At 43.1% G+C, this 20,392-nt stretch carries 22 protein-coding genes, 2 tRNA genes and 1 pseudogene; 16 read left to right on the forward strand and 9 right to left on the reverse strand.

Going from position 1 to position 20,392, the window contains the following annotated elements; translation table 11 throughout:
• Positions 1-3: 3 nt before the first annotated feature.
• From secF to tgt, 4 genes are all read right to left on the reverse strand, one after another.
• Complete coding sequence (gene secF, locus Q8J82_RS04090) at positions 4-969, reverse strand: protein translocase subunit SecF (protein WP_304890714.1); 966 nt, start codon at positions 967-969, stop codon at positions 4-6.
• A 54-nt stretch (positions 970-1,023) separates the two neighbouring features.
• On the reverse strand, positions 1,024-2,853 hold the full coding sequence (secD, locus tag Q8J82_RS04095; protein ID WP_304908786.1) for a protein translocase subunit SecD: 1,830 nt from the start codon (positions 2,851-2,853) through the stop codon (positions 1,024-1,026).
• A gap of 56 nt (positions 2,854-2,909) precedes the next feature.
• On the reverse strand, positions 2,910-3,227 hold the full coding sequence (yajC, locus tag Q8J82_RS04100; RefSeq protein ID WP_304891944.1) for a preprotein translocase subunit YajC: 318 nt from the start codon (positions 3,225-3,227) through the stop codon (positions 2,910-2,912).
• An 88-nt stretch (positions 3,228-3,315) separates the two neighbouring features.
• The gene (gene tgt, locus Q8J82_RS04105) at positions 3,316-4,419 is read right to left on the reverse strand and encodes a tRNA guanosine(34) transglycosylase Tgt (RefSeq protein ID WP_304891943.1); all 1,104 of its coding nucleotides are present in this window, start codon (positions 4,417-4,419) and stop codon (positions 3,316-3,318) included.
• Between the two features lie 127 nt (positions 4,420-4,546).
• Here tgt and Q8J82_RS04110 point away from each other — a divergent pair, with 127 nt between their 5' ends.
• The 6 genes from Q8J82_RS04110 to Q8J82_RS04135 all read left to right on the forward strand — a co-directional run bounded on the left by Q8J82_RS04110 (position 4,547) and on the right by Q8J82_RS04135 (position 10,674).
• Positions 4,547-5,152 (forward strand): lysophospholipid acyltransferase family protein, encoded by a 606-nt coding sequence (locus Q8J82_RS04110; RefSeq protein ID WP_305327799.1) that lies wholly within the window; start codon positions 4,547-4,549, stop codon positions 5,150-5,152.
• 13 nt (positions 5,153-5,165) lie between these two features.
• Positions 5,166-6,158, forward strand: coding sequence for a phosphatidate cytidylyltransferase (locus Q8J82_RS04115; RefSeq protein ID WP_305327800.1), 993 nt, complete (start codon positions 5,166-5,168; stop codon positions 6,156-6,158).
• A gap of 52 nt (positions 6,159-6,210) precedes the next feature.
• Positions 6,211-7,020 carry a CDP-diacylglycerol--serine O-phosphatidyltransferase gene (pssA, locus tag Q8J82_RS04120; protein ID WP_304891940.1) on the forward strand — a complete coding sequence of 270 codons (810 nt, stop codon included), beginning with the start codon at positions 6,211-6,213 and terminating at the stop codon, positions 7,018-7,020.
• Positions 7,021-7,402: 382 nt separating this feature from the next.
• Positions 7,403-8,977: a 2-isopropylmalate synthase gene (locus Q8J82_RS04125; protein WP_304891939.1), complete on the forward strand. Its 1,575-nt coding sequence runs from the start codon at positions 7,403-7,405 to the stop codon at positions 8,975-8,977.
• A gap of 111 nt (positions 8,978-9,088) precedes the next feature.
• On the forward strand, positions 9,089-9,964 hold the full coding sequence (gene yedA / locus Q8J82_RS04130) for a drug/metabolite exporter YedA (protein WP_304891938.1): 876 nt from the start codon (positions 9,089-9,091) through the stop codon (positions 9,962-9,964).
• Between the two features lie 41 nt (positions 9,965-10,005).
• Positions 10,006-10,674, forward strand: a complete 669-nt coding sequence (locus tag Q8J82_RS04135; RefSeq protein ID WP_304891937.1) for an HAD family phosphatase — start codon at positions 10,006-10,008, stop codon at positions 10,672-10,674.
• A 20-nt stretch (positions 10,675-10,694) separates the two neighbouring features.
• Here Q8J82_RS04135 and Q8J82_RS04140 read toward each other — a convergent pair whose 3' ends face one another.
• Positions 10,695-11,501: an inner membrane protein YpjD gene (locus Q8J82_RS04140; protein WP_305252075.1), complete on the reverse strand. Its 807-nt coding sequence runs from the start codon at positions 11,499-11,501 to the stop codon at positions 10,695-10,697.
• An 81-nt stretch (positions 11,502-11,582) separates the two neighbouring features.
• Between Q8J82_RS04140 and ffh the strand changes: the two genes are divergently transcribed.
• Both ffh and Q8J82_RS04150 read left to right on the forward strand, forming a co-directional pair.
• Positions 11,583-12,947: a signal recognition particle protein gene (gene ffh, locus Q8J82_RS04145; protein ID WP_304908783.1), complete on the forward strand. Its 1,365-nt coding sequence runs from the start codon at positions 11,583-11,585 to the stop codon at positions 12,945-12,947.
• 232 nt (positions 12,948-13,179) lie between these two features.
• A tRNA-Lys gene (locus tag Q8J82_RS04150) sits at positions 13,180-13,255 on the forward strand.
• Positions 13,256-13,360: 105 nt separating this feature from the next.
• Here the strand turns inward: Q8J82_RS04150 and Q8J82_RS04155 are convergent.
• The gene (locus Q8J82_RS04155) at positions 13,361-13,549 is read right to left on the reverse strand and encodes a hypothetical protein (protein WP_304891400.1); all 189 of its coding nucleotides are present in this window, start codon (positions 13,547-13,549) and stop codon (positions 13,361-13,363) included.
• A 184-nt stretch (positions 13,550-13,733) separates the two neighbouring features.
• Here Q8J82_RS04155 and Q8J82_RS04160 point away from each other — a divergent pair.
• Positions 13,734-13,889: pseudogene (locus tag Q8J82_RS04160) on the forward strand (IS256 family transposase); the annotation flags it as partial.
• Between the two features lie 72 nt (positions 13,890-13,961).
• Here Q8J82_RS04160 and Q8J82_RS04165 read toward each other — a convergent pair.
• Both Q8J82_RS04165 and Q8J82_RS04170 read right to left on the reverse strand, forming a co-directional pair.
• Positions 13,962-14,273, reverse strand: a complete 312-nt coding sequence (locus tag Q8J82_RS04165) for a hypothetical protein (RefSeq protein WP_305252933.1) — start codon at positions 14,271-14,273, stop codon at positions 13,962-13,964.
• A complete protein-coding gene (locus Q8J82_RS04170) occupies positions 14,209-14,547 on the reverse strand; it encodes a hypothetical protein (protein WP_304891399.1) in 339 nt (112 codons plus the stop codon). Before Q8J82_RS04170 ends, Q8J82_RS04165 begins: the two co-directional genes overlap by 65 nt.
• Positions 14,548-15,187: 640 nt before the next feature.
• Between Q8J82_RS04170 and Q8J82_RS04175 the strand changes: the two genes are divergently transcribed.
• A tRNA-Lys gene (locus Q8J82_RS04175) sits at positions 15,188-15,263 on the forward strand.
• 47 nt (positions 15,264-15,310) lie between these two features.
• Here the strand turns inward: Q8J82_RS04175 and Q8J82_RS04180 are convergent.
• Positions 15,311-16,192, reverse strand: coding sequence for a LysR family transcriptional regulator (locus Q8J82_RS04180; RefSeq protein WP_304891511.1), 882 nt, complete (start codon positions 16,190-16,192; stop codon positions 15,311-15,313).
• A 200-nt stretch (positions 16,193-16,392) separates the two neighbouring features.
• Between Q8J82_RS04180 and Q8J82_RS04185 the strand changes: the two genes are divergently transcribed.
• The 6 genes from Q8J82_RS04185 to Q8J82_RS04210 all read left to right on the forward strand — a co-directional run bounded on the left by Q8J82_RS04185 (position 16,393) and on the right by Q8J82_RS04210 (position 20,339).
• On the forward strand, positions 16,393-16,959 hold the full coding sequence (locus Q8J82_RS04185) for a YceI family protein (protein ID WP_304891512.1): 567 nt from the start codon (positions 16,393-16,395) through the stop codon (positions 16,957-16,959).
• 75 nt (positions 16,960-17,034) lie between these two features.
• Positions 17,035-17,892: a pirin family protein gene (locus tag Q8J82_RS04190; RefSeq protein WP_305327801.1), complete on the forward strand. Its 858-nt coding sequence runs from the start codon at positions 17,035-17,037 to the stop codon at positions 17,890-17,892.
• Between the two features lie 176 nt (positions 17,893-18,068).
• Entirely contained in the window at positions 18,069-18,479 is a 411-nt protein-coding gene (gene arfB, locus Q8J82_RS04195; protein WP_305327802.1) for an alternative ribosome rescue aminoacyl-tRNA hydrolase ArfB, read from the forward strand.
• A gap of 7 nt (positions 18,480-18,486) precedes the next feature.
• Positions 18,487-19,176: a tRNA (adenosine(37)-N6)-threonylcarbamoyltransferase complex dimerization subunit type 1 TsaB gene (gene tsaB, locus Q8J82_RS04200; RefSeq protein WP_305327960.1), complete on the forward strand. Its 690-nt coding sequence runs from the start codon at positions 18,487-18,489 to the stop codon at positions 19,174-19,176.
• Entirely contained in the window at positions 19,173-19,634 is a 462-nt protein-coding gene (gene rimI, locus Q8J82_RS04205; RefSeq protein ID WP_305327803.1) for a ribosomal protein S18-alanine N-acetyltransferase, read from the forward strand. The genes tsaB and rimI overlap by 4 nt, the downstream gene beginning before the upstream one ends.
• A 24-nt stretch (positions 19,635-19,658) precedes the next feature.
• Positions 19,659-20,339: a hypothetical protein gene (locus tag Q8J82_RS04210; protein WP_305327804.1), complete on the forward strand. Its 681-nt coding sequence runs from the start codon at positions 19,659-19,661 to the stop codon at positions 20,337-20,339.
• The last annotated feature ends 53 nt before the right edge of the window (positions 20,340-20,392 follow it).

Genomic DNA, 20,392 nt, shown 5'->3' on the forward strand with positions numbered 1-20,392 from the left:
TTATTATGCGAAGTCAGAAGGGTGTGGCTCAGCGACAGCTTCTTTTTTCTCGCCTTCTTTTTTCTCAACATCACCAATCAGGTTTGTGCGATTCACGCCCAAATACATGGCGATTGGGCAGGCAACCAGTACTGAAGAATAAATGCCAAATAAAATACCGATGGTGAGTGCTAAAGAAAAGTTATGTAATACTTCGCCACCAAATAACAACATTGACAATACCATCAGCTGCGTTGAAAAGTGGGTAATCACTGTACGTGACATGGTGCGGGTGATGGCGTTGTCAATCACTGTGACCACGCTAGCTTTGCGCATTTTGCGGAAGTTTTCGCGTACTCGGTCAAATACCACGACAGATTCATTTACAGAGTAACCTAATACCGCCAATACGGCTGCAAGTACGGTAAGGTTGAACTCCCATTGAAAGAATGCAAAAAACCCCAGAATAATAATAACGTCATGCATGTTAGCGATGATGGCTGCCACGGCAAAACGCCATTCAAAGCGCATGGCAAGATACAACATGATGCCAACAGTTACCAATAACAAGGCGAGCGCTCCATTTTCATATAGTTCTTCGCCTACTTGGGGCCCTACAAATTCCACGCGGCTCATTAGCACAGAGCTATCTACAGTCTTTAGGCTGGCAAGCATTTGCTCTGAAAGTTGTGAGCCGGAAATGCCTTCCCGTGCCGGAAGTCGTATCAGTACATCACGACTGCTGCCAAAGTTTTGTACAGTGGCGTCTTTGAGTCCAATGCTGTCTACAGCTTGCCTGATCTTATTTAAATCGGCAGCTTGCGGATAGCTGACTTCCATCATGGTGCCGCCAGTAAAATCCACCCCAAAATTAAGTCCGCGGGTTGCTAAAAAGAATATGGCGAGAATAAAGGTAATCAGTGATATGGCGGTGGTAAGCCGGCCATAGCTCATGAAGGGGATATCTTTTTTTACTCTGAATAATTCCATAATTATTTACTCTTTAAATTTAAGTGTTATTTTGCAACGGCATTGAAGTCAATATTAGCCGATAGAAAGTTTATTCACTTTTCGGCGATAGCCATGAAGCAAGTTAACGATGGCGCGAGAAACCACGACCGCACTGAACATAGAAGTCAATATGCCAAGCACATGCACTACTGCAAAGCCTTTTACTGGGCCTGAGCCAAACATGAAGAGCGCAAGGCCTGCGATTAATGTAGTGACGTTTGAGTCTAAAATGGTATCCCATGCACGCTCATAGCCTGCATGTATTGAAGCCTGCGGTGTATTGCCGTTGCGCAACTCTTCTCTGATACGTTCGTTAATGAGTACATTAGCATCAATTGCCATGCCTAGTGTGAGCGCTACTGCGGCAAGGCCGGGTAAAGTAAGCGTGGCTTGCAGCATTGATAATACGGCTACTAACAGCAGTAGGTTAACACTGAGCGCGATGACAGAAATACCACCAAACATCGCATAGTAAACAATCATAAACACGGCTATAGCGGCAAAGCCCCATAAAGTTGAATGCATGCCGCGTTTGATGTTTTCTTCACCCATGCTTGGGCCAACAGTACGCTCTTCAACAATGTCCATAGGCGCGGCAAGTGCGCCCGCGCGAAGTAGTAATGCAATATCAGTCGCTTCTTGTGTGTTGGCCATGCCGGAGATTTGTACGCGACCACCACCAATTTCTTCGTTAATCACAGGCGCAGTAATGACCTCGGTATTGCCTTTCTCAATTAACAGTATCGCCATACGTTTGCCTACATTTTCACGTGTAACCTGTTGAAAAATACGTGCGCCGCGCGCATCTAGCGTTACATTTACGGTAGATCTTCCTGATTGACCATCAACACCCGGGCCAGCATCCGTAATGTAGTCGCCAGTGAGTACCACATTCTTTTTCACTAAAATAGCGCGACCTTCGCGATCTTTAAATACATCATCGCCAATGGGCGCTTGGCCTTTATCAGCCATTTCAAGCGTTGCAAAGTCGGATTTATCTTCATCTACCAAGCGAATTTCCAGCGTGGCGGTGCGACCTAAAATCTCTTTGGCTTTTGCGGTATCCTGCACGCCTGGTAATTGCACTACAACACGGTCAGCACCTTGTTGTTGAATGATTGGCTCGGCTACCCCTAATTCGTTGATGCGGTTGTGCAGTGTTTGAATATTTTGCTTGATAGCGAAATCTTGAATCGTTTTTTGTTCGACTAAATTTAAAGATGCTTTCAGTATTTTTTCTTCGCCAACTGTTGATTCATTAAGTGTTAAGTTCGGGTATTCTTTGCTGATAACGGTTTTAGCTTTAATAAGCTCCGCTTCATTGTTAAAGCGAATCTGCACCGTTTCGCCTTCGCGGGTAACACCAACGTAGGAAATCCGCTCTTTACGCAGTGCGATTCTAAAGTCGCCTACAAAACGTTCTGCCGCTTTGCTTAACGCCGCTTTCATGTCTACCTGCAATAAAAAATGTACACCGCCACGTAAATCTAAACCTAGATACATAGGTTTTGCGCCCAAGCTCCGTAACCATGCAGGCGAGCGAGAGAGCAAGTTAAGCGCAACCGTATAATCTTTACCTAAATTAGCCTGCAACACATCTTTTGCTTTGATTTGCGTATCAGTATTGGCAAAGCGTGCCTTAATACCGCGGGCATCTTGGTATACGCCATCATATTCAATTTTTTCTTGCTTGAAAATCTCCTCAACCTTGCCTAGTAATGCTGGATCAAGTTTGGTTGTGTTCTTGGCTGGTGTAATTTGAACAGCTGGAGATTCGCCGAAAAAGTTTGGAATGGTGTAGATCAGCCCCATCAAAATCATGGTTGCAACAAGGATGTTCTTCCACATTGGATAGCGGTTCATAGTCTGGCTCTAGTTAATAACGGTATATGGTTTTAGAAACTGCTTATTATTTAAGCTTAAATATTCTTAATGGTGCCTTTAGGCAATGCGCTTTGCACCGATTGTTTCTGCACCACAATCTCAGTGTTTTCAGCAATTTCAACCGTTACAAACGTATCAGTTACTTTAGTCACTTTGCCTACAATGCCGCCACTGGTAATGACTTCGTCGCCTTTTTGCAAGGCTGCGATCATATTGCGCTGTTCTTTAGCGGCTTTCATCTGCGGGCGAATAATCATGAAGAAAAATAATACAAAAATGATGATGAGTGGAAGAAAACTCATTAACTCATTACTTGCTGGGGTGCTGGCTGCGTATGCATTTGAAATAAACACGATATGGCTCTCTTTAAATTAACTAGAATATTATAAAAAATTAGCTTCGGATTTTAACACAGACTATTAGTTATTGCAGACTAGTCGTCTAGGACAAACTCCCGCGCTTTACGGCAAACTCTTGTTTAAACACTTCAAACGTGCCAGTTTCAATGGCGCTGCGCATACCTGCCATGAGTACTTGGTAATAATGCAGGTTATGAATAGTATTTAAACGTGAGCCCAAAATTTCACCTACTCTGTGCAAATGATGTAAGTATGCGCGGCTGAAGTTCTTGCAGGTATAGCAGCTGCAATCGGCATCTAGAGGCTGGGTATCAGTTTTATAGCGGGTATTTTTAATTTTAATGTCGCCGTATTGGGTAAATAGCCAGCCATTACGTGCGTTGCGGGTAGGCATTACGCAATCGAACATATCGATTCCTTGACTGACAGCGGCAACCAAATCTTCTGGCGTACCTACACCCATTAGGTAACGTGGTTTGCTCTGCGGCATTTTTGGGGCAGTGTGCGCCAATATGCGCAGCATATCCTCTTTCGGCTCGCCAACAGATAATCCACCAATTGCATAGCCGTCAAAGTTAATGTCAGTTAAACCAGCGAGTGATATATCGCGCAACTCTTCATACATGCCGCCTTGTATAATGCCAAATAGTGCATTTGGGTTGCCTTGGTGCGCATCTTTGCTGCGTTTTGCCCAACGTAAACTTAATTGCATAGAGTCATTGGCTTCTTTGATGGTAGCCGGGTAAGGGGTACATTCATCAAAAATCATCACAATGTCAGAATTAAGCACTTTTTGAATGTGCATGGATTCTTCTGGGGTTAAAAAGCATGTGTCGCCATTGATGGGTGATTTAAATTTCACGCCTTCTTCCGAGATTTTGCGCATTGCGCCCAAACTAAACACCTGAAAACCACCTGAGTCTGTCAGTATTGGGCCATCCCAGCCCATAAACTTGTGCAGTCCGCCATGCGCTGCAATCACTTCTAGCCCAGGACGCAGCCATAAATGAAAGGTATTGCCTAATACGATGTGTGCGTCAATTTCTTTTAGCTCAAGCGGCGACATGGCTTTAACCGTACCATAAGTTCCTACTGGCATAAACGCTGGGGTTTGTACCTCGCCATGCGCAAGTGTTAATGTAGCACGGCGGGCGAGGCCATCTTGTTTGTGTAGTGTAAATTGCATGTGGTAAATTCTATGGTAATAACTTTAATAATCAGCCGCGATATTATCACAAGGCTTTGCTATACTCATTTTTGTCTAATAAAACTGTCATTTAAATATAAACTTTAAGAAAATTAGTGCAGTAAAAATGCTCACACATTTAGCTAGATTAGGACTGATAGCTTTGGTAAGGCTTTTGATTGGCGCTAATCCGCGCTGGGTTAATGCTGCACCAAGTTTGGCGCAAAGCATTTACTTTACCAATCATACTAGCCATCTCGACACGCTAGCCTTGTGGGTGGCACTGCCAGCTGAAATTCGTGCCAATACAAGACCCGTAGCAGCTAAAGATTATTGGGGTAAGGGCATAATTAAACAATTTATTGCCTTAAAAGTGCTGAATGCGGTGTTGATAGATCGTGAGGTATCACGCCATACTGACCCGCTAGCGCCTTTGTTAGCCGCTTTGGATGCAGGCGACTCGTTGATAATATTCCCGGAAGGCACACGCAGGGCGCAAGCAGAGCCAAGTGACTTTAAGGGCGGTTTATATCATTTGGCAGAAGCCTTTCCGCAGGTGATATTAATCCCTGTATATTTAGATACCCTGCATCGCAGTATGCCCAAAGGTAGCTTTCTGCCTGTGCCACTGATATGCACAGTGCGTTTTGGTGCGCCGCTGGTGCGGCAAGAAAATGAACATAAAAAAGTATTTTTAGCTCGCGCTCGCGAGGCGGTTTTGAGTTTGATTTAGGAGTTAATGAAACATGCTAGGTAACCTGATTAATGCTTTGGAGGCACTGAGTCCGAGTCAAAAATTTTACTGGCTTATCGGTGGAGTGGCGGCGTTATTGCTGATTGCGTCTGTTATCGGCTGGCTGCTTAATCGACGTTTGTTAGCCAGGCAAAACCCATCCGAGACATCTCAAAAAGTCATCAATAACCTGATTGCGCGTGTAAACGCATGGTGGGTGATGGTGGTGATACTTGGGATAGCGTTTTTAGCAGGAAAGTTAGGCACGATTATTTTGTTTGGTTTTATTTCATATTTCGCATTGCGCGAATTTATGACGCTTACACCCACGCGTTCGGGCGATCATCGTACTTTGTCATTAGCTTTTTTTTTGCTAATTCCGCTCCACTATTATTTGATTTACATTGAGTGGTATGGGTTATTCAGCACTCTGATTCCGGTATACGCATTCTTGCTGATGCCTTCTATTTCTGTGCTGGCGCAAGATACCGAGCATTTTTTAGAGCGCGCTGCCAAAATTCAATGGGGCGTGATGATTGCGATTTATTGCATAAGCCACGCACCAGCACTACTTTTATTGCCCATCATTAATTTTGAAGGTCAAAACCTATTGTTGCTATTTTACTTTTTACTTATCGTTCAATTGAGCGATGTGTTGCAATATGTGTTTGGTAACTTGTTCGGCAAAACAAAAGTAGCACCTGTCGTTAGCCCTAATAAGACTCTGGAAGGCTTGGTTGGCGGTGGCCTATCTACTATTTTGGTAGGTGCGGCCTTGTGGTGGATGACGCCTTTTACCCCTTTGCAAAGCGCAGGCATGGCAGCAGTGATTGTTGTTATGGGCTTTCTCGGAGGCTTGGTAATGTCCGCCATTAAGCGCAGTTTGGGCGCTAAAGATTGGGGAAGTATGATAGAAGGCCATGGCGGGATGCTTGATAGAATGGATTCTGTCAGTTTTTCTGCGCCGATTTTCTTTCATTTGGTGCGCTATTTTTTTACGTCTTGAGTAAAAAGTGTTTATTATAATAGCTCAACTTAATAACTGATGGTTTCCAAGCATGGCTGAGCCTAACGAGAAGATTAAACTTAACGACAAAGTTAAACGTAGGGAAACCGACAGCGCTAGCCTTCGTGCGCGAGGCATCTATCTGCTGCCCAACTTATTCACCTCGGCAGCATTGTTTGCAGGTTTTTTTGCCATTGTGCAGGCAATGAATGGCAACTTCGAACTTTCAGCAATCGCAATTTTTATTGCCATGGTGTTAGACGGGCTCGATGGTCGCGTTGCTCGTATGACTAATACGCAAAGCGCATTTGGTGCAGAATACGATAGCTTGTCAGATATGGTGTCTTTCGGTGTAGCGCCAGCGCTTATTTTATATGTTTGGGCATTAAAGCCGTTGGGTAAACTAGGCTGGTTAGCCGCATTTACTTACTGCGCCTGCGCAGCGTTACGTTTAGCTAGATTCAACACCAAATTAGACGATGAACATCAAGATAAACGCTATTTTCAAGGTTTGCCTAGCCCAGGCGCTGCCGCTTTGTTAGCGGGTTTTGTATGGGTTTCATATGAATATGGCGTGAGCGGGCGCGATGTATTTTTTGGCATATTGCAATGGAAATGGATGGCTTGGGGCATCACTATATTTGCGGGACTTTCGATGGTGACAGATTTGCGTTATTACAGCGGCAAAGATATTAACTTGAAGGAGAGCGTGCCATTTTTCGTGATCCTAGGAATCATGCTGGTGATAGTGTTGATTTCATATAGCCCGCCCGAAGTGCTATTTTTCGTGATGGCTTCCTATGCACTTTCTGGCTATATCATGTGGGTGCAAGATAAGTTAGAAAAAGGTAAAAAAGATTAGGTCCATTTATAATTTGTGCGATATATATAACGAGTTAAATACTTTCAAATTAAACACTTGCAGAATCCTGTAAAAAATACTATATTTCTATCATTATGTTGAATTCATACATTTCAGATATTTTTTTTGTAGCTAGCCTTTTGGCTAGTGCATTGTTTTGGCGCAAATTATTTGAAATTTACAATTCAAAATCTCGTGCTGTTGCGCTTCGTGCCAACAACCTGCGCTAGCGCGCAAACTACACCCCTCCCACACCATGTATTAAATGACGTTGCGTAATCATTGCGACGAGATGCTACTATTTGAGCTCGATTTCATGTACATCAATCAAGTTGAGTTAAATAGCGCTAAAATTAAACAGAATAAAAATTAGGTAATTACTATGAATCAAGCGACTAATCAAGCTGCAAGCCAAACAACAAAACAAGATCAAATTATTATTTTTGATACTACCTTGCGCGATGGCGAACAAAGCCCGGGTGCAGCGATGACTAAAGAAGAAAAAATCCGTATTGCCCGCCAGCTTGAAAAGTTGGGTGTAAACGTGATTGAGGCAGGCTTTGCCGCTGCAAGCCCTGGCGATTTTGATGCAATTTCAGAGATTGCCAAAATCATTAAAAACTCGACGGTTTGTTCGTTGGCACGCGCGAGCGAGAACGATGTGCGCCGTGCAGGCGAAGCTATAAAACATGCGGCTAGCGGGCGTATACACACGTTTATTGCTACCAGCAAAATCCACATGGAAAACAAACTTCGCATGACCGAAGACCAAGTGGTTGAGCGCGCCGTACAAGCGGTTAAATGGGCGTTGGAATACACTAATGATGTTGAATTTTCAGCTGAAGATGCAGTGCGCTCAGACATCGATTTCTTGGTGCGCGTATTTGATGCCGTCATTGAAGCAGGCGCTAAAACCATCAATGTGCCAGATACGGTGGGCTATAGCATTCCCGCTCCTTGGGGTGAGCGCATGGCCATTTTGATTAAGCGCGTTAAAAACTCTGATAAGGTGGTATGGAGTACGCACTGCCATAACGATTTAGGTATGGCAGTCGCTAACTCCTTGGCCGCCGTCATGAACGGTGCGCGACAAGTTGAATGCACGATTAATGGCTTGGGAGAGCGTGCAGGCAATGCAAGTCTTGAAGAGATTGTAATGGCGATTAAAACCCGCAGCGATATTTTCAACTTAACTACGCGTATTGATGCGACGCAAATCGTGCCAACAAGTAAATTAGTGTCGACGATTACAGGTTACCCAGTACAGCCAAACAAGGCTATTGTTGGCGCGAATGCCTTCGCGCATGAGTCTGGTATACATCAGGACGGCGTATTAAAACACCGTGAGACTTACGAAATCATGCGCGCAGAGGATGTGGGCTGGAATGCCAATAAATTAACCTTGGGTAAATTGTCTGGTCGTAATGCGTTTAGAACACGCTTAAAAGAGCTTGGTATAGAGTTGGAAACAGATGATTTGCTTAATGTTGCCTTTGCAAAATTCAAAGATTTGGCGGATAAAAAATCTGAGATATTTGATGAGGATTTGCATGCTTTAGTAAGCGATGAATTTGTTTCAGAGGCGGCAGAAAGCTTCAAATTAGTGTATTTGCAAGTTTCCTCTATTACAGGTGAAGTGCCACATGCGATTATTACCATATCAGAAAATAGCATTGAGAAACGTGCTGAGGCTGACGGTGGCGGGCCGGTTGATGCAGCCTTCAAGGCGATTGAAACTATCGTACAAAGTGGTGCTGAATTGCAGCTTTATTCTGTAAACAATATTACCAGTGGCACGGATGCACAGGGCGAGGTAACTGTGCGTCTTTCTAAAGGCGGCCGTATTGTAAATGGCCAAGGCGCGGATACTGACATTGTAGTTGCCTCGGTAAAGGCCTATTTGAATGCGTTGAATAAGATACAGTCTAAGTCTGAGCGTGCGCATCCTCAAGTATAACCATTACAACATTGCGCGATAACTTTGTTGTCTGAACTTGCCGTACAAAATGTACTGTCTTCGTTCAGGCGCTTTGTTCTCGCGCAATCTTGAAATGGTAAGACGCGTCAAATGAAAATTAAAAATCAAGGTCTGCTAATTGTTTTAGCGCTGTTCTGCACCTATTTTATATGGGGTTCAACTTATCTCGCCATACGTTTTGGTATAGAAAGCTTTCCGCCATTTCTCATGGCAGGTGTGCGCTTTACTATTGCAGGGGCGATTTTATATTGCGTGATGCGTTTTTTTGGCGCACCAAATCCTACCAGGCAGCAATGGTTAGGTGCAACCGCGGTTGGTATTTTTCTGCCAGCTTTGGGCAATGGAACGGTATGCTATGTGCAGCAAACGGTTTCATCTAGCGTGGCAGCGCTATCTATTGCCACTGCACCGATTTGGATGGCGATTTTCTCGTCCATTTGGGGGCATAAAATCACCAGTAAAGAATGGCTTGGTATTGCTGTTGGCCTAGCAGGTATTGTGCTGTTAAATGTGGGTGGCAGCCTGCACGGCGAACTAGCGAGTGCAATGTTGCTGATTTTTGCAGCAGCGAGTTGGTCATTTGGTTCAGTGTGGAGCAAGCGTTTGGATATGCCTGATGGTTTGATGGCAAGTGCCTCACAAATGCTGGCCGGTGGTGTGGTATTGTTAATGGTGAGTTCTCTGCAAGGTGAAACTTGGCCGCAAACAATTAGCCAAAAATCATGGGGTGCTATGTTGTTCTTAGTGGTATTGGGCTCATTGGTTGCATACAGTGCTTACCAATATTTACTTAAAACCGTGCGCCCGCTAGTCGCCAGCAGTAATACATTTGTGAACCCCGTAGTGGCGTTTATCGTGGGCATTTGGTTTGCAAATGAGCATGTGACAACGACTGAATTCATTGCGCTTGGCGTGATATTGATTGGCGTGTTCCTAGTGCTGTCTGCCAGCAATAAAGAAATTTAGAGCATTTAATTTACAAAAGTTTAATTTAAAAGATGTTTAATATGAAACAAAACCTAGCACTATTTGACTTAGACAATACCCTGCTTGCTGGTGATAGCGACTATAACTGGAGCTTATTTTTGATAAGTGAAGGTTTGCTTGATGCGAAAACGCATCATGACCGTAACGAACAGTTTTATCTGGATTATAAAAATGGCTGTTTAAATATTACGGAATTTTTAAAATTTCAGCTAAAACCGCTTTCACAGCACTCCAAAAAGTTCTTGGATGAGCTTCATTTAAAATATATGCAAAAAATCATCCGCCCGATGATGACGCAAAAAGCGCAGGATTTGGTAGATAAGCATAAGCAAGCAGGTGATTTATGTGTGGTCATTACTGCAACCAATAGCTTTGTAACCAAGCCCATTGCAACCGCTTATGGCATCGAGCATTTGATTGGCAGTGACCCGGAAATGGTGAATGGCGAATATACGGGTGGTGTGACCGGTGTGCCAACTTACAAAGAAGGCAAGGTCATTCGAATCAATCAATGGCTAGAAGCACGTGGGCAACAGTTGTCAGATTTTAAAACCAGTTATTTCTATAGCGATTCGCACAACGATTTGCCGCTGATGAAGTTGGTAACTGATCCTGTAGCGGTAGATGCTGATGAAATACTAACGGCCTATGCAAAACAGCAAGGGTGGCCACAAATTAGCTTGCGCTAGAATCTGGATTTTTAAGGCTTTTATCGACCCAGTAACACTTCCAATATGAACTTACTGCCTACGTAAGCCAGTACAAGCAAGATAAAGCCACTCAAAGTCCAACGAATGGCTTTTAAGCCACGCCAGCCGTATTGGTAGCGACCATATAAAAGCCCGCCATATATAAACCAGCTGGCAATTGAAAATACGGCTTTATGATTAAATTGCATGGGTTTTCCAAAAATCTCCTCAGAGAACAACATGCCGCTAACGAGCGTGATAGTCAGCAAAATAAAGCCTAAGCTAATGATTCTGAATAACAAGCTCTCCATTACCATGAGTGGCGGAAAGCTCGGCAATTTGATAGGCGTTGGCTTGTTATGCAAACTGCGCTCAGCCACTGTCATAAGTAGAGCGTGAAATGTAGCGAATGTGAATAGACTGTAAGCCAGCAAGGCGATGGTGATGTGTGCTAAAAACAGTGGTGACTCAGCTAAGGGCATGAAGTGATTGGTTGCATTGGATGCAGGTAAAAGTGCAAAGATAGCCGCTGGCGGCAGTACAAATGCTTGCAGGCTGGTGAGCTTGTGATTGAGGTCAGCCACCCAGTAAATTAGTACGGTGAGCCAGGCTATTGCTGAAAGAACATTAAAAAATCCTAAATTATAGCCATTAACAAAAATGGTTTGATATAACAGCCAGGCGTGAATAATTAATCCAAACGCTATCATGGTGGAATGTAGCTTCAAGTATTGGGACATTGCCGGGGTCTTAGCACAGCGCCAGAAATCTGTTGCAACAGCTAAATAGATAAATACAACAGCGAAATATGAGATTAATTTTTGCATAACGTGATTATGGCGCAATTATGCTGTAAATATAATAGGTTGATGTAAAATTGAGTATCTAATGATTCGTAAGAGAATGCAATGCTAGAAAATCTGACCGACCGCCTACAGGGCGTTATTAAAACTCTACGTGGCCAAGCTAGGCTAACTGAAGAAAATATTGCAGATGCAATGCGCGAAGTGCGCATGGCCTTGCTTGAGGCCGATGTGGCTCTGCCCGTGGTGAAAGAGTTTATTGCGCAAGTTAAAGTGCGCGCTCAAGGCAAAGAGGTATTGCAGAGCCTTACACCAGGTCAGGCGGTTATTCAAGTTGTGCACGATGAACTTACCGCCCTTATGGGTAAGGCTAATGTAGGCTTGAACTTAGCAGCCGTGGCGCCCGCCATTATTTTGATGGCAGGTTTACAAGGTTCGGGTAAAACCACTACATCTGCCAAACTGGCAAAATTGTTAAAAGAGCAAAAAAAGAAAGTGTTGTTAGCCAGTGCGGACGTCTATCGTCCGGCTGCGATAGAGCAACTTAAAACACTCGCCAAACAATTAGAAGTAGATTGCTTTGATAGTAATGCCAGTCAAAAACCAGCAGATATTGCCCATGCCGCACTAGATTTCGCCAAGCGCGGTTATTACGATGTGGTGATTTTCGATACTGCAGGTCGCCTAGGTATTGATGAAGCGATGATGGCAGAAATCAAAGCACTGCACACGCTACTGAACCCGATTGAAACATTGTTTGTGGTCGATGCGATGCAAGGTCAGGATGCTGTAAACACAGCAAAAGCCTTTGGTGACACATTGCCACTCACAGGCGTGATACTTACCAAGCTCGATGGCGACTCGCGCGGCGGTGCGGCACTATCTGTGCGCCATATTACTGGCAAGCCAATTAAATTTATCGGCGTAAGTGAAAAAGTAGATGGACTAGAGCCATTTCACCCAGAGCGTATGGCTTCACGTGTATTGGGCATGGGGGATGTGCTTAGCTTGATTGAACAAGCCCATAAAAACGTTGATATGGCAGAGGCACAAAAGCTTGCCGATAAAGTTAAATCTGGCAAGAATTTCGATTTAGACGACTTCAAAGCGCAAATGTCGCAAATGCGAAAAATGGGTGGCATGGGCGCACTCATGGATAAAATGCCAGCACAGATGTCCGGTATGGCAGCCAAAATGAACCCTGACGATGCGGATAAAGCCATTCGTCGCATCGAGGGTATTATTAACAGCATGACTGCGTTAGAGCGCCGCAAGCCTGAGTTAATTAAAGCTACACGTAAGAAACGCATTGCAGATGGTTCTGGCGTACAGGTGCAAGAAGTGAATCGTTTATTAAAGCAGTTTGAAGAAACGCAAAAAATGATGAAAATGTTTGCCAAAGGCGGCATGGCCAAAATGATGCGCAGTATGGGTAATTTAATGGGCGGAAAAATGCCTGGTATGCGCTAAATAATGCAGTGATAGCTAGTAATGCCTGGCAATCTACGTAAATTGCTGAAAAATTTCATTAGCCCATCAATATAAAGAATATAAAAAGTTAATTTATTTGTTAGTTTTGCATTGACCAAGCCAGTAGTTTCTAGCATAATTGCGCCCTTTCGTAAGTAATGCTTTATTAAGTAATAAAGTGGCTTTAGAAAAAAATCACACCAGAAACACAGTATTACCCATGTAACACAATGGGGCGTTAGCTCAGCTGGTAGAGCAGCGGACTTTTAATCCGTTTGTCGTGGGTTCGATCCCCGCACGCCCTACCAATATCTAAAAGGCTTCCAGCGATGGGAGCCTTTTTCTTTTCTAGTGAATTTTATTTCGTGTAGGCGCTGTGTAGGCAAATTCAATCAATACAGATTGTTAATTTCTCAATAATCGTCATCGCTAGGAATATCCGCATCGCTAACGACTGGCAATGCACTTCCTTGTATGCGCTTTATTAACGCAGTTAGTGGATCATCCTGATCTCCACCAAATTTACTTTTCTCGATATAAAAGCCTGATGCTTTTCCACGATTGACTTCGGCAGTAATGGCCGCACTGAACTGATTAGCCATGGCGGCATCATCTCTAAGTTTTTTAGGGCATTCAAATGTTCTTCAAGCGTGAATTGAGCGGCATCGATTGCTGGCTTGCGTAACTCCTGAATCCTCCCTGCAATATCCCCTCGATTGATAAACTCGCTGGCTCGTTTCGTAATGGTCACAGGCTTCATTTTTTCCGCATTGAAGCTACGGCGACCGTAAAATCTTCCCCAATGACAATGCGGCATTTAAAGTAGTATATTTGGCGATGCTACAAGCTTCCAAGAAATGGACGATGCCATTACGGGATTGGAAGGCAGCGCTAAATCGGTTTAGTATTGAATTGGGTGACAGACTGCCACCCTTCAATTAATGTACTCAAACAGCATTTACACAGAATTATTTACAGGTTCAAAAAAGAAGCCAGATTGCTCTGGCTTCTTTTTTACTTCTTCCCGTAGGTCGCGTCGTGATCAGGCGAAATAATCAAAAAACTCATTATGTCACCATTTCTAAATGTAACAGCTCGGCAGGATTGTGTGATTCTAAGTGAATAAATTGCCTCAATGCCCTTGGGGGGCTTAACGCTGACAATTTTTTCCCACTTCAAACCTTGATCCTTATATACCTGCTCCCAGCTTAATTGGCTTAACTTTTTAAGTGTATCTGTAACCTTGTTACGCTCTACCTTATCAAGCCTTAGCCAACTTTCCTGAAACTCGGGATTGTTTAAGTCCAGCTTTATTTTTTCTTTCATTTTCAACATTCCCAAAAAATGCGTCAATGTCGTCGGTTTCTTGGGGTGAATTAGCTTGTGCATATGCCAAAGCACGTTGCAAACCTTGTTTCACTTGAGGTTGGTGTAGCCATAACTCATTCTCAGGAATGACTAAGGCAGTACGTACCATCCAAACACCAGGCTCACGCTCCTCTACAAGCACCTGCTTGCCAGCAAACTCTTTCCCAAGTGAAATCTGGCCATTTAAGCCGACTACTTTTACGCTTGATTTAATTTCATGTGTATTCATCATTATTTACTCCTAACTTTGTTTGAATTATCTTCAAACGCCGCTTTGGGTTTAGTTTCGCTATTTTGTGTATTTGTCGTGTTTAGTTTGTTTAGTTTGTTTAGTTTGTTTAGTTTGTTTAGTTGGTTTAGTTTGTTTAGTTTGTTTAGTTTGTTTAGTTTGTTTAGTTTGTTTAGTTTGTTTAGTTTGTTTAGTTTGTTTAGTTTGTTTAGTTTGTTTAGTTTGTCGATTTATAATAATGCACTAAAATACTATAGCACTAATTTATTAAATTAACAAACTTTGATTTAATAAATTTCCTAACATCCCTACTCATAACTATTGATCATAGTTGTGATTAACCAAAAGTATTAAATGAACGTAGCCAAAACGTAACTAATTGGTACTAAATATGACTAATCTGTATTAAATACAACTAACTTTACAAGTCGCGAGCGTTGCAAGTAGTTGATTTATATAGGACTGTAACTAGACCTACGTTCTTTTAATCCGCTTGTCGTGGGTTCGATCCCCGCACGCACCAAATACAAAGCCTAGTCAGAAATGACTAGGCTTTTTTGTTTTTTTACTCGCTCACATCTTAAAACATACGATAGATTTTAATTTTGGTATAATTAGCTTAGATATTTAAAGATGCTGTAATGGGGTGTTAGCTCAGCTGGTAGAGCAGTGGACTCTTAATCCATTTGTCGCGAGTTCGATCCTCGCACGCCCTACCAATGTTATGGAATTCACGGAAGTGTGTGTCGTTTTAATTAATGTCGATTTATTCTACAGAGTTCTTGATAATCTCTGTCATACGCCTTATTCCTGGACCTGCGAAATCTGGATTAGCCAGTACTAGATATAACGGAATTTCGCGAACGCCTCCTTCCAGCAAGGGGAGTGGTCTAAGTAGGCCTGACTTAAGTTCCAGCTTGATATGCTCTTCGGGCAGCCATGCAAAGCCATAGCCCATGGCAACCGCTTCAATTGACGTAGCAACTTGGCTTACGGTCCATCTTTGATCTACTTCTACAAAAGCCGCACGCTGGTCGCGCTTTTTGCTTGAATCCCTTACTACTAAATGGCGATAAGCTCTCAGGTCTGTAAAAGTTAACATATGACCTATATGGTGTAGCGGATGCTCGGCGTGGGCAACTGCGACTAATCTCACTCGCATCAGAAGGTCTCCCAAAAAACCGGGAGGTAACTGAGGTGAAATGGCTATATCTGCTTCTCCCTTGAGTAGGGCTTCGGATGTCCCTCCTATGACGGACTCAACCAGCTCTATTCGTGTATGCGGGCTTTCTGATCCAAATTGCGCCATACATGACAATAAAAGGTGGGAAGGGAATAATATTTCTGCTGCAATATTAATGACTGCTTCCCAGCCGGCAGACAAAGCGTGAGCTGCGTGCTCAAGTTCATTTGCTTCATTCACTAGCGCTAATGCACGACGATAGAGCATCTGGCCTGTTGGTGTAAGAATTGCCTTACGCCCTTGTATTTCAAAGACTTTGACCTCAAGTAGGGATTCAATTTTTTGGATAGCGTAGGTTACAGCAGATTGGCTTTTATACATGATTTCTGCGGCTTGGGCATAACCGCCAGCATCTACAATGGTGATTAGTGTGCGCCATTGCTCCAGACTGATATTAGGGGTCATTTATACTTATCTAATTAACTGATGATTAATAGCAAATTATTATACTTTTTTATCTTATTAGTAAAGTGTTTAATAGCAAATATTCTATTGCGATATGACTTTTACGTTGTAATAAATAACAAAAAAGTCGAATTTCTTTCTAGTAATTACTAGGAAAAATGTATTACTTTTTTAATCGCTATTTATTTAGGAGTAAATCAATGAAACGCTTTGCCGTACTTGCTATCGCTGCAACTATTTCCACAGCTGCTATCGCTGCCCCGGAAACATATATTATCGACAGTAATCACACATTACCGCGATTTTCCTATAACCATTTTGGCTATTCGACTCAATTAAGCCGCTTTGATAAAGCCACGGGTAAAATCGTTATTGACCGGGTTGCTAAAACTGGCTCTGTAGATGTGACGATTGATACTACCTCTGTGAACACTGGGGTCACTTTATTTAACGAGCATATTCAAGCTGAAGACTTTTTTAATACTGCAAAATTTCCGACGGCTACTTTTGTTTCTAAAAAAATCAATTTTGAAGGGGACAGGCCTGTTTCAATTGATGGCACGCTGACTATCAAAGGCATTAGCAAGCCAGAAACGCTTACGGTGACATCTTTTATGTGCATGCCACACCCAATGTTAAAAAAAGATGCTTGCGGTGCAAATGCCACTGTAGTAGTAAAGCGTTCAGATTTTAATATGGCTAAACATGTGCCTTACGTAAGTGATGAAGTGACGATCACTTTACCGGTTGAAGCCGTTAAGCAATAACGAGTAAATTAAAATGTCGTAAGCACAATGGAATGGCAGACTAGTTTTGTTTGCCATTGAGTTATGGAGGTTAAAATGCAAGCTCGCCAATTACAAAGAGTGATTCAGTCTATTCCAACCTCAGATGGTGGGGGCGTGAAGTTACGCCGAAGCCTTGGTCAGTCTGGCTTTACGCGATTAGATCCATTTTTAATGTTGGATGAATTTTCTTCTGAAAATGCTGATGACTACATCGCTGGCTTTCCAGATCATCCGCATCGTGGATTTGAAACAGTCACTTACATGCTCGATGGCCATATGTTGCATCAGGATCATCTAGGCAATAAAGGTGATTTAAAAAGTGGAGGTGCACAATGGATGACCGCTGGACGCGGCATTATTCACTCTGAAATGCCTCAACAAGAAAGCGGGCGTATGCGTGGTTTTCAACTTTGGATAAACCTGCCTGCCAGTGAAAAGATGAAGCCAGCCGCTTATCTGGATATTCGACCGGAAGAGATTCCGTTAGTGAATCTGAACAATGGCGGCATGGTCAAAATCATTGCTGGAACAGCGATATTAGACGGTAAAACTATTTCAGGGCCTATTCAAGGCCTAAGTACAGCCCCGCTATTTATGGATGTGCACCTACTTGCAGGAGAAAGCTTTACCCAATTGATTGCAGAAGGACACAATGCATTTGTGTATCCTTACGAAGGTAAAGTATTGGTGGGACCTATGGCAGAACAGCGCCTATTGGAGCCACAAGCGGTGGGGGTTCTGACTGCAGGCGAACGTGTTGAGGTTAGTGCTGGAGATACAGCGGTTGCATTTTTGGTGCTTGCTGCCCGTCCCTTATTAGAACCCATCGTTCAATACGGCCCTTTCGTAATGAATACTCGGGAAGAAATTAAGCAAGCAATCACTGATTATCAGAATGGCCAACTTGCATGATGTAGTTATCATACTTCATGTTTTAACTCACATTAAGGCCCTGTCAGAAATGACTGGGCCTTAATGGTTTTGCCACTTTGCATTAATGACGCGCTTAAGAATGTGTACAATGAAGCAGATTGCTTATTACCTGTGCAATCACCATATCGCTACTGAATTGTTTGATACTTAACCATATGATTTTAATCCCCGAAACCGAGTATGAACTTACCGCTATTCGCGCGCAGGGCGCAGGTGGGCAAAATGTGAACAAAGTATCGAGTGCGATTCATTTACGCTTTGATATTCAGGCCTCATCACTCAGCGATTGGCTTAAAGCCCGGTTGATGCATTTGAAGGATAATCGCATTACTGATGAAGGTGTTTTGGTGTTAAAGGCGCAGCAATACCGTACGCAAGAGGCAAATAAAAAAGATGCGATTAAACGTTTGCATGAAATTATAAATGCAGCAAATCAAGTAAAACCTACACGTTACGCCACTCGCCCTAGTTACAGTTCTAAACAGCGACGCTTAGAAAGTAAAACACAACGTGGGCAAATTAAGCAGATGCGTGGCAAAATAGCGTCTGACAAAAATGAGCATTAAACCTATCGTGAATTTATTAGCCTTTGATACCTCTACCGAATACTTATCAATAGCCTTGTTAAAAGGTAATGAAACTCTAATGTTTGACATCAACGCAGGTCAAACACATTCGCAAATCATATTGCCGCAAATACAAGCCTTGCTTGATGCCGCAGAGTTGCAATTAAATGAGTTGCAATGTATTGCTTTTGGGGCGGGACCAGGATCATTTACTGGTGTACGTATTGCTGCAGGAGTGGCGCAGGGTTTGGGCTTTGGTGCTAATTTGCCTGTTGTAAGTGTTTGCACCTTATTAGCGTTGGCTGAAGCAAGTGGTGCCAATAAAGTGATTGCCTGCCTGGATGCGCGCATGGGTGAGGTATACCATGCGGCTTATGAAAAAACAGGCAATGAGTGGCAAACTATCTTTGCTCCTGGTTTATATAAGCCAGATGTTGTGCCTGCAATAATTGGTGATGGCTGGGTTGGTGCAGGCAGCGGTTGGCAGACTTATGCCGAACAATTAAACCTTGTGTATGCAGGGCAATTGCAAGCAACCCAACCGCAATTATTGCCCACTGCTAGTGCAATACTTAAACTTGCTGAGCCAATTTTAGTTAATGGTGAAGCTAGGCCTGCGGGTGAGGCTATGCCAATTTATATTCGTAACCGCGTGGCACTTAAAACCACAGAGCGGGAGCAAGGTTTGCGTTTATGAGTGCTATGCTAAAAACTCAATATCAATTTCGCCCTATGCAAATGGATGATCTGGACGCGATTATGGCAATTGAACCACATATTTACCCCTATCCCTGGACGCGCGGCAACTTTAGTGATTCATTGACTTCTGGTTACAGTGCTTGGGTACTGGTGTGGAATGAACAAATCATTGCTTACTCACTGATGATGATGGTGTTAGATGAGGTGCATTTGCTTAATTTGAGTGTAGCTAAAGATTACCAAAAACAAGGATTAGGTCGGCTGTTATTAGAATATATGGTGGGAATTGCCAAAAATAATCAGATGGCTAATATGTTTTTAGAAGTGCGCCCAAGTAATATTCCTGCCATTGCGTTATATGAAAATATGGGTTTCAATGAAATGGCAATCCGTCGCGCTTATTACCCGGCAGTAGATGGTCGTGAGGACGCTGTGTTAATGGGCTTGGCACTTTAAGATTTTATACATGAAACTAAAACCATGATGACACGTGAAGATATTATGCGCGAACTCGAGTTGCTGCCTGTCTGGCAACTGCGAGTGCCTTTGCCGTCGCAAGTGGAGGCTGAATTGCCGCAGGTTGAAGCAGAGATAACCTTGCTAGAGGAGTTAAAGGCAGAAGGGTTATTGGTAGAAAATATATTGACAGGAGATATATTGGAATCCGAGTCAGTCAATTCTGAACAAGAAACACTTTTAGTAGAGCTTACATCTGATTTAGCCGTGACGTTAGAACCGCAAGCAGCTGTACCGCAGCTATTCACGCACATCGCTAGTGAAGATGATGATTGGTTATTTGTGATGCCCGATGTTGCACTGCCTGGCGATGAAGCACTTTTGCTTCAAAATATTTGCAAGGCGATACACATCAAAACCAAGCCAGCGGAGATATCTAAAAACCCACTGGATGTTTTAAAGAATATGCGCCCCAAGCTGTTGATTGCGATGGGGGAATCTACTGCGCAAGCCATGCTGCAATCAACAGCAGCGCTAGATGATCTTCGTGGCACACCCAAAAAATTCCAAGATATAGCATTAGTGGCTACCTATGATTTAGCGCATTTATTGCGAAACTCACAAGATAAGGCAAAAGCATGGGATGACTTTTGTGTTGCGATGCAAGTTTTACAGGATATGAGTTTACAAAATTCTGAATTGTAAACTCTTGAAATATGTAGTCTTGGGTGCAATTTATATCAGTATACTTTTGTTTT

Source organism: Methylotenera sp. (assembly GCF_030684185.1).
Classification (GTDB): Bacteria; Pseudomonadota; Gammaproteobacteria; order Burkholderiales; family Methylophilaceae; genus Methylotenera.

What these genes read in the sequence shown, in the direction of transcription:
- Q8J82_RS04180 (WP_304891511.1), bottom strand. Translation starts at nt 16,192, where the DNA reads ATGACCCCTAATATCAGTCTGGAGCAATGGCGCACACTAATCACCATT.
- arfB (WP_305327802.1), top strand. Translation starts at nt 18,069, where the DNA reads ATGATTTTAATCCCCGAAACCGAGTATGAACTTACCGCTATTCGCGCG.
- rimI (WP_305327803.1), top strand. Translation starts at nt 19,173, where the DNA reads ATGAGTGCTATGCTAAAAACTCAATATCAATTTCGCCCTATGCAAATG.
- Q8J82_RS04110 (WP_305327799.1), top strand. Translation starts at nt 4,547, where the DNA reads ATGCTCACACATTTAGCTAGATTAGGACTGATAGCTTTGGTAAGGCTT.
- Q8J82_RS04185 (WP_304891512.1), top strand. Translation starts at nt 16,393, where the DNA reads ATGAAACGCTTTGCCGTACTTGCTATCGCTGCAACTATTTCCACAGCT.
- Q8J82_RS04190 (WP_305327801.1), top strand. Translation starts at nt 17,035, where the DNA reads ATGCAAGCTCGCCAATTACAAAGAGTGATTCAGTCTATTCCAACCTCA.
- yedA (WP_304891938.1), top strand. Translation starts at nt 9,089, where the DNA reads ATGAAAATTAAAAATCAAGGTCTGCTAATTGTTTTAGCGCTGTTCTGC.
- secF (WP_304890714.1), bottom strand. Translation starts at nt 969, where the DNA reads ATGGAATTATTCAGAGTAAAAAAAGATATCCCCTTCATGAGCTATGGC.
- tgt (WP_304891943.1), bottom strand. Translation starts at nt 4,419, where the DNA reads ATGCAATTTACACTACACAAACAAGATGGCCTCGCCCGCCGTGCTACA.
- Q8J82_RS04135 (WP_304891937.1), top strand. Translation starts at nt 10,006, where the DNA reads ATGAAACAAAACCTAGCACTATTTGACTTAGACAATACCCTGCTTGCT.
- secD (WP_304908786.1), bottom strand. Translation starts at nt 2,853, where the DNA reads ATGAACCGCTATCCAATGTGGAAGAACATCCTTGTTGCAACCATGATT.
- Q8J82_RS04170 (WP_304891399.1), bottom strand. Translation starts at nt 14,547, where the DNA reads ATGATGAATACACATGAAATTAAATCAAGCGTAAAAGTAGTCGGCTTA.
- pssA (WP_304891940.1), top strand. Translation starts at nt 6,211, where the DNA reads ATGGCTGAGCCTAACGAGAAGATTAAACTTAACGACAAAGTTAAACGT.
- Q8J82_RS04115 (WP_305327800.1), top strand. Translation starts at nt 5,166, where the DNA reads ATGCTAGGTAACCTGATTAATGCTTTGGAGGCACTGAGTCCGAGTCAA.
- Q8J82_RS04140 (WP_305252075.1), bottom strand. Translation starts at nt 11,501, where the DNA reads ATGCAAAAATTAATCTCATATTTCGCTGTTGTATTTATCTATTTAGCT.
- ffh (WP_304908783.1), top strand. Translation starts at nt 11,583, where the DNA reads ATGCTAGAAAATCTGACCGACCGCCTACAGGGCGTTATTAAAACTCTA.
- Q8J82_RS04155 (WP_304891400.1), bottom strand. Translation starts at nt 13,549, where the DNA reads ATGGCTAATCAGTTCAGTGCGGCCATTACTGCCGAAGTCAATCGTGGA.
- Q8J82_RS04125 (WP_304891939.1), top strand. Translation starts at nt 7,403, where the DNA reads ATGAATCAAGCGACTAATCAAGCTGCAAGCCAAACAACAAAACAAGAT.
- Q8J82_RS04210 (WP_305327804.1), top strand. Translation starts at nt 19,659, where the DNA reads ATGATGACACGTGAAGATATTATGCGCGAACTCGAGTTGCTGCCTGTC.
- Q8J82_RS04165 (WP_305252933.1), bottom strand. Translation starts at nt 14,273, where the DNA reads ATGAAAGAAAAAATAAAGCTGGACTTAAACAATCCCGAGTTTCAGGAA.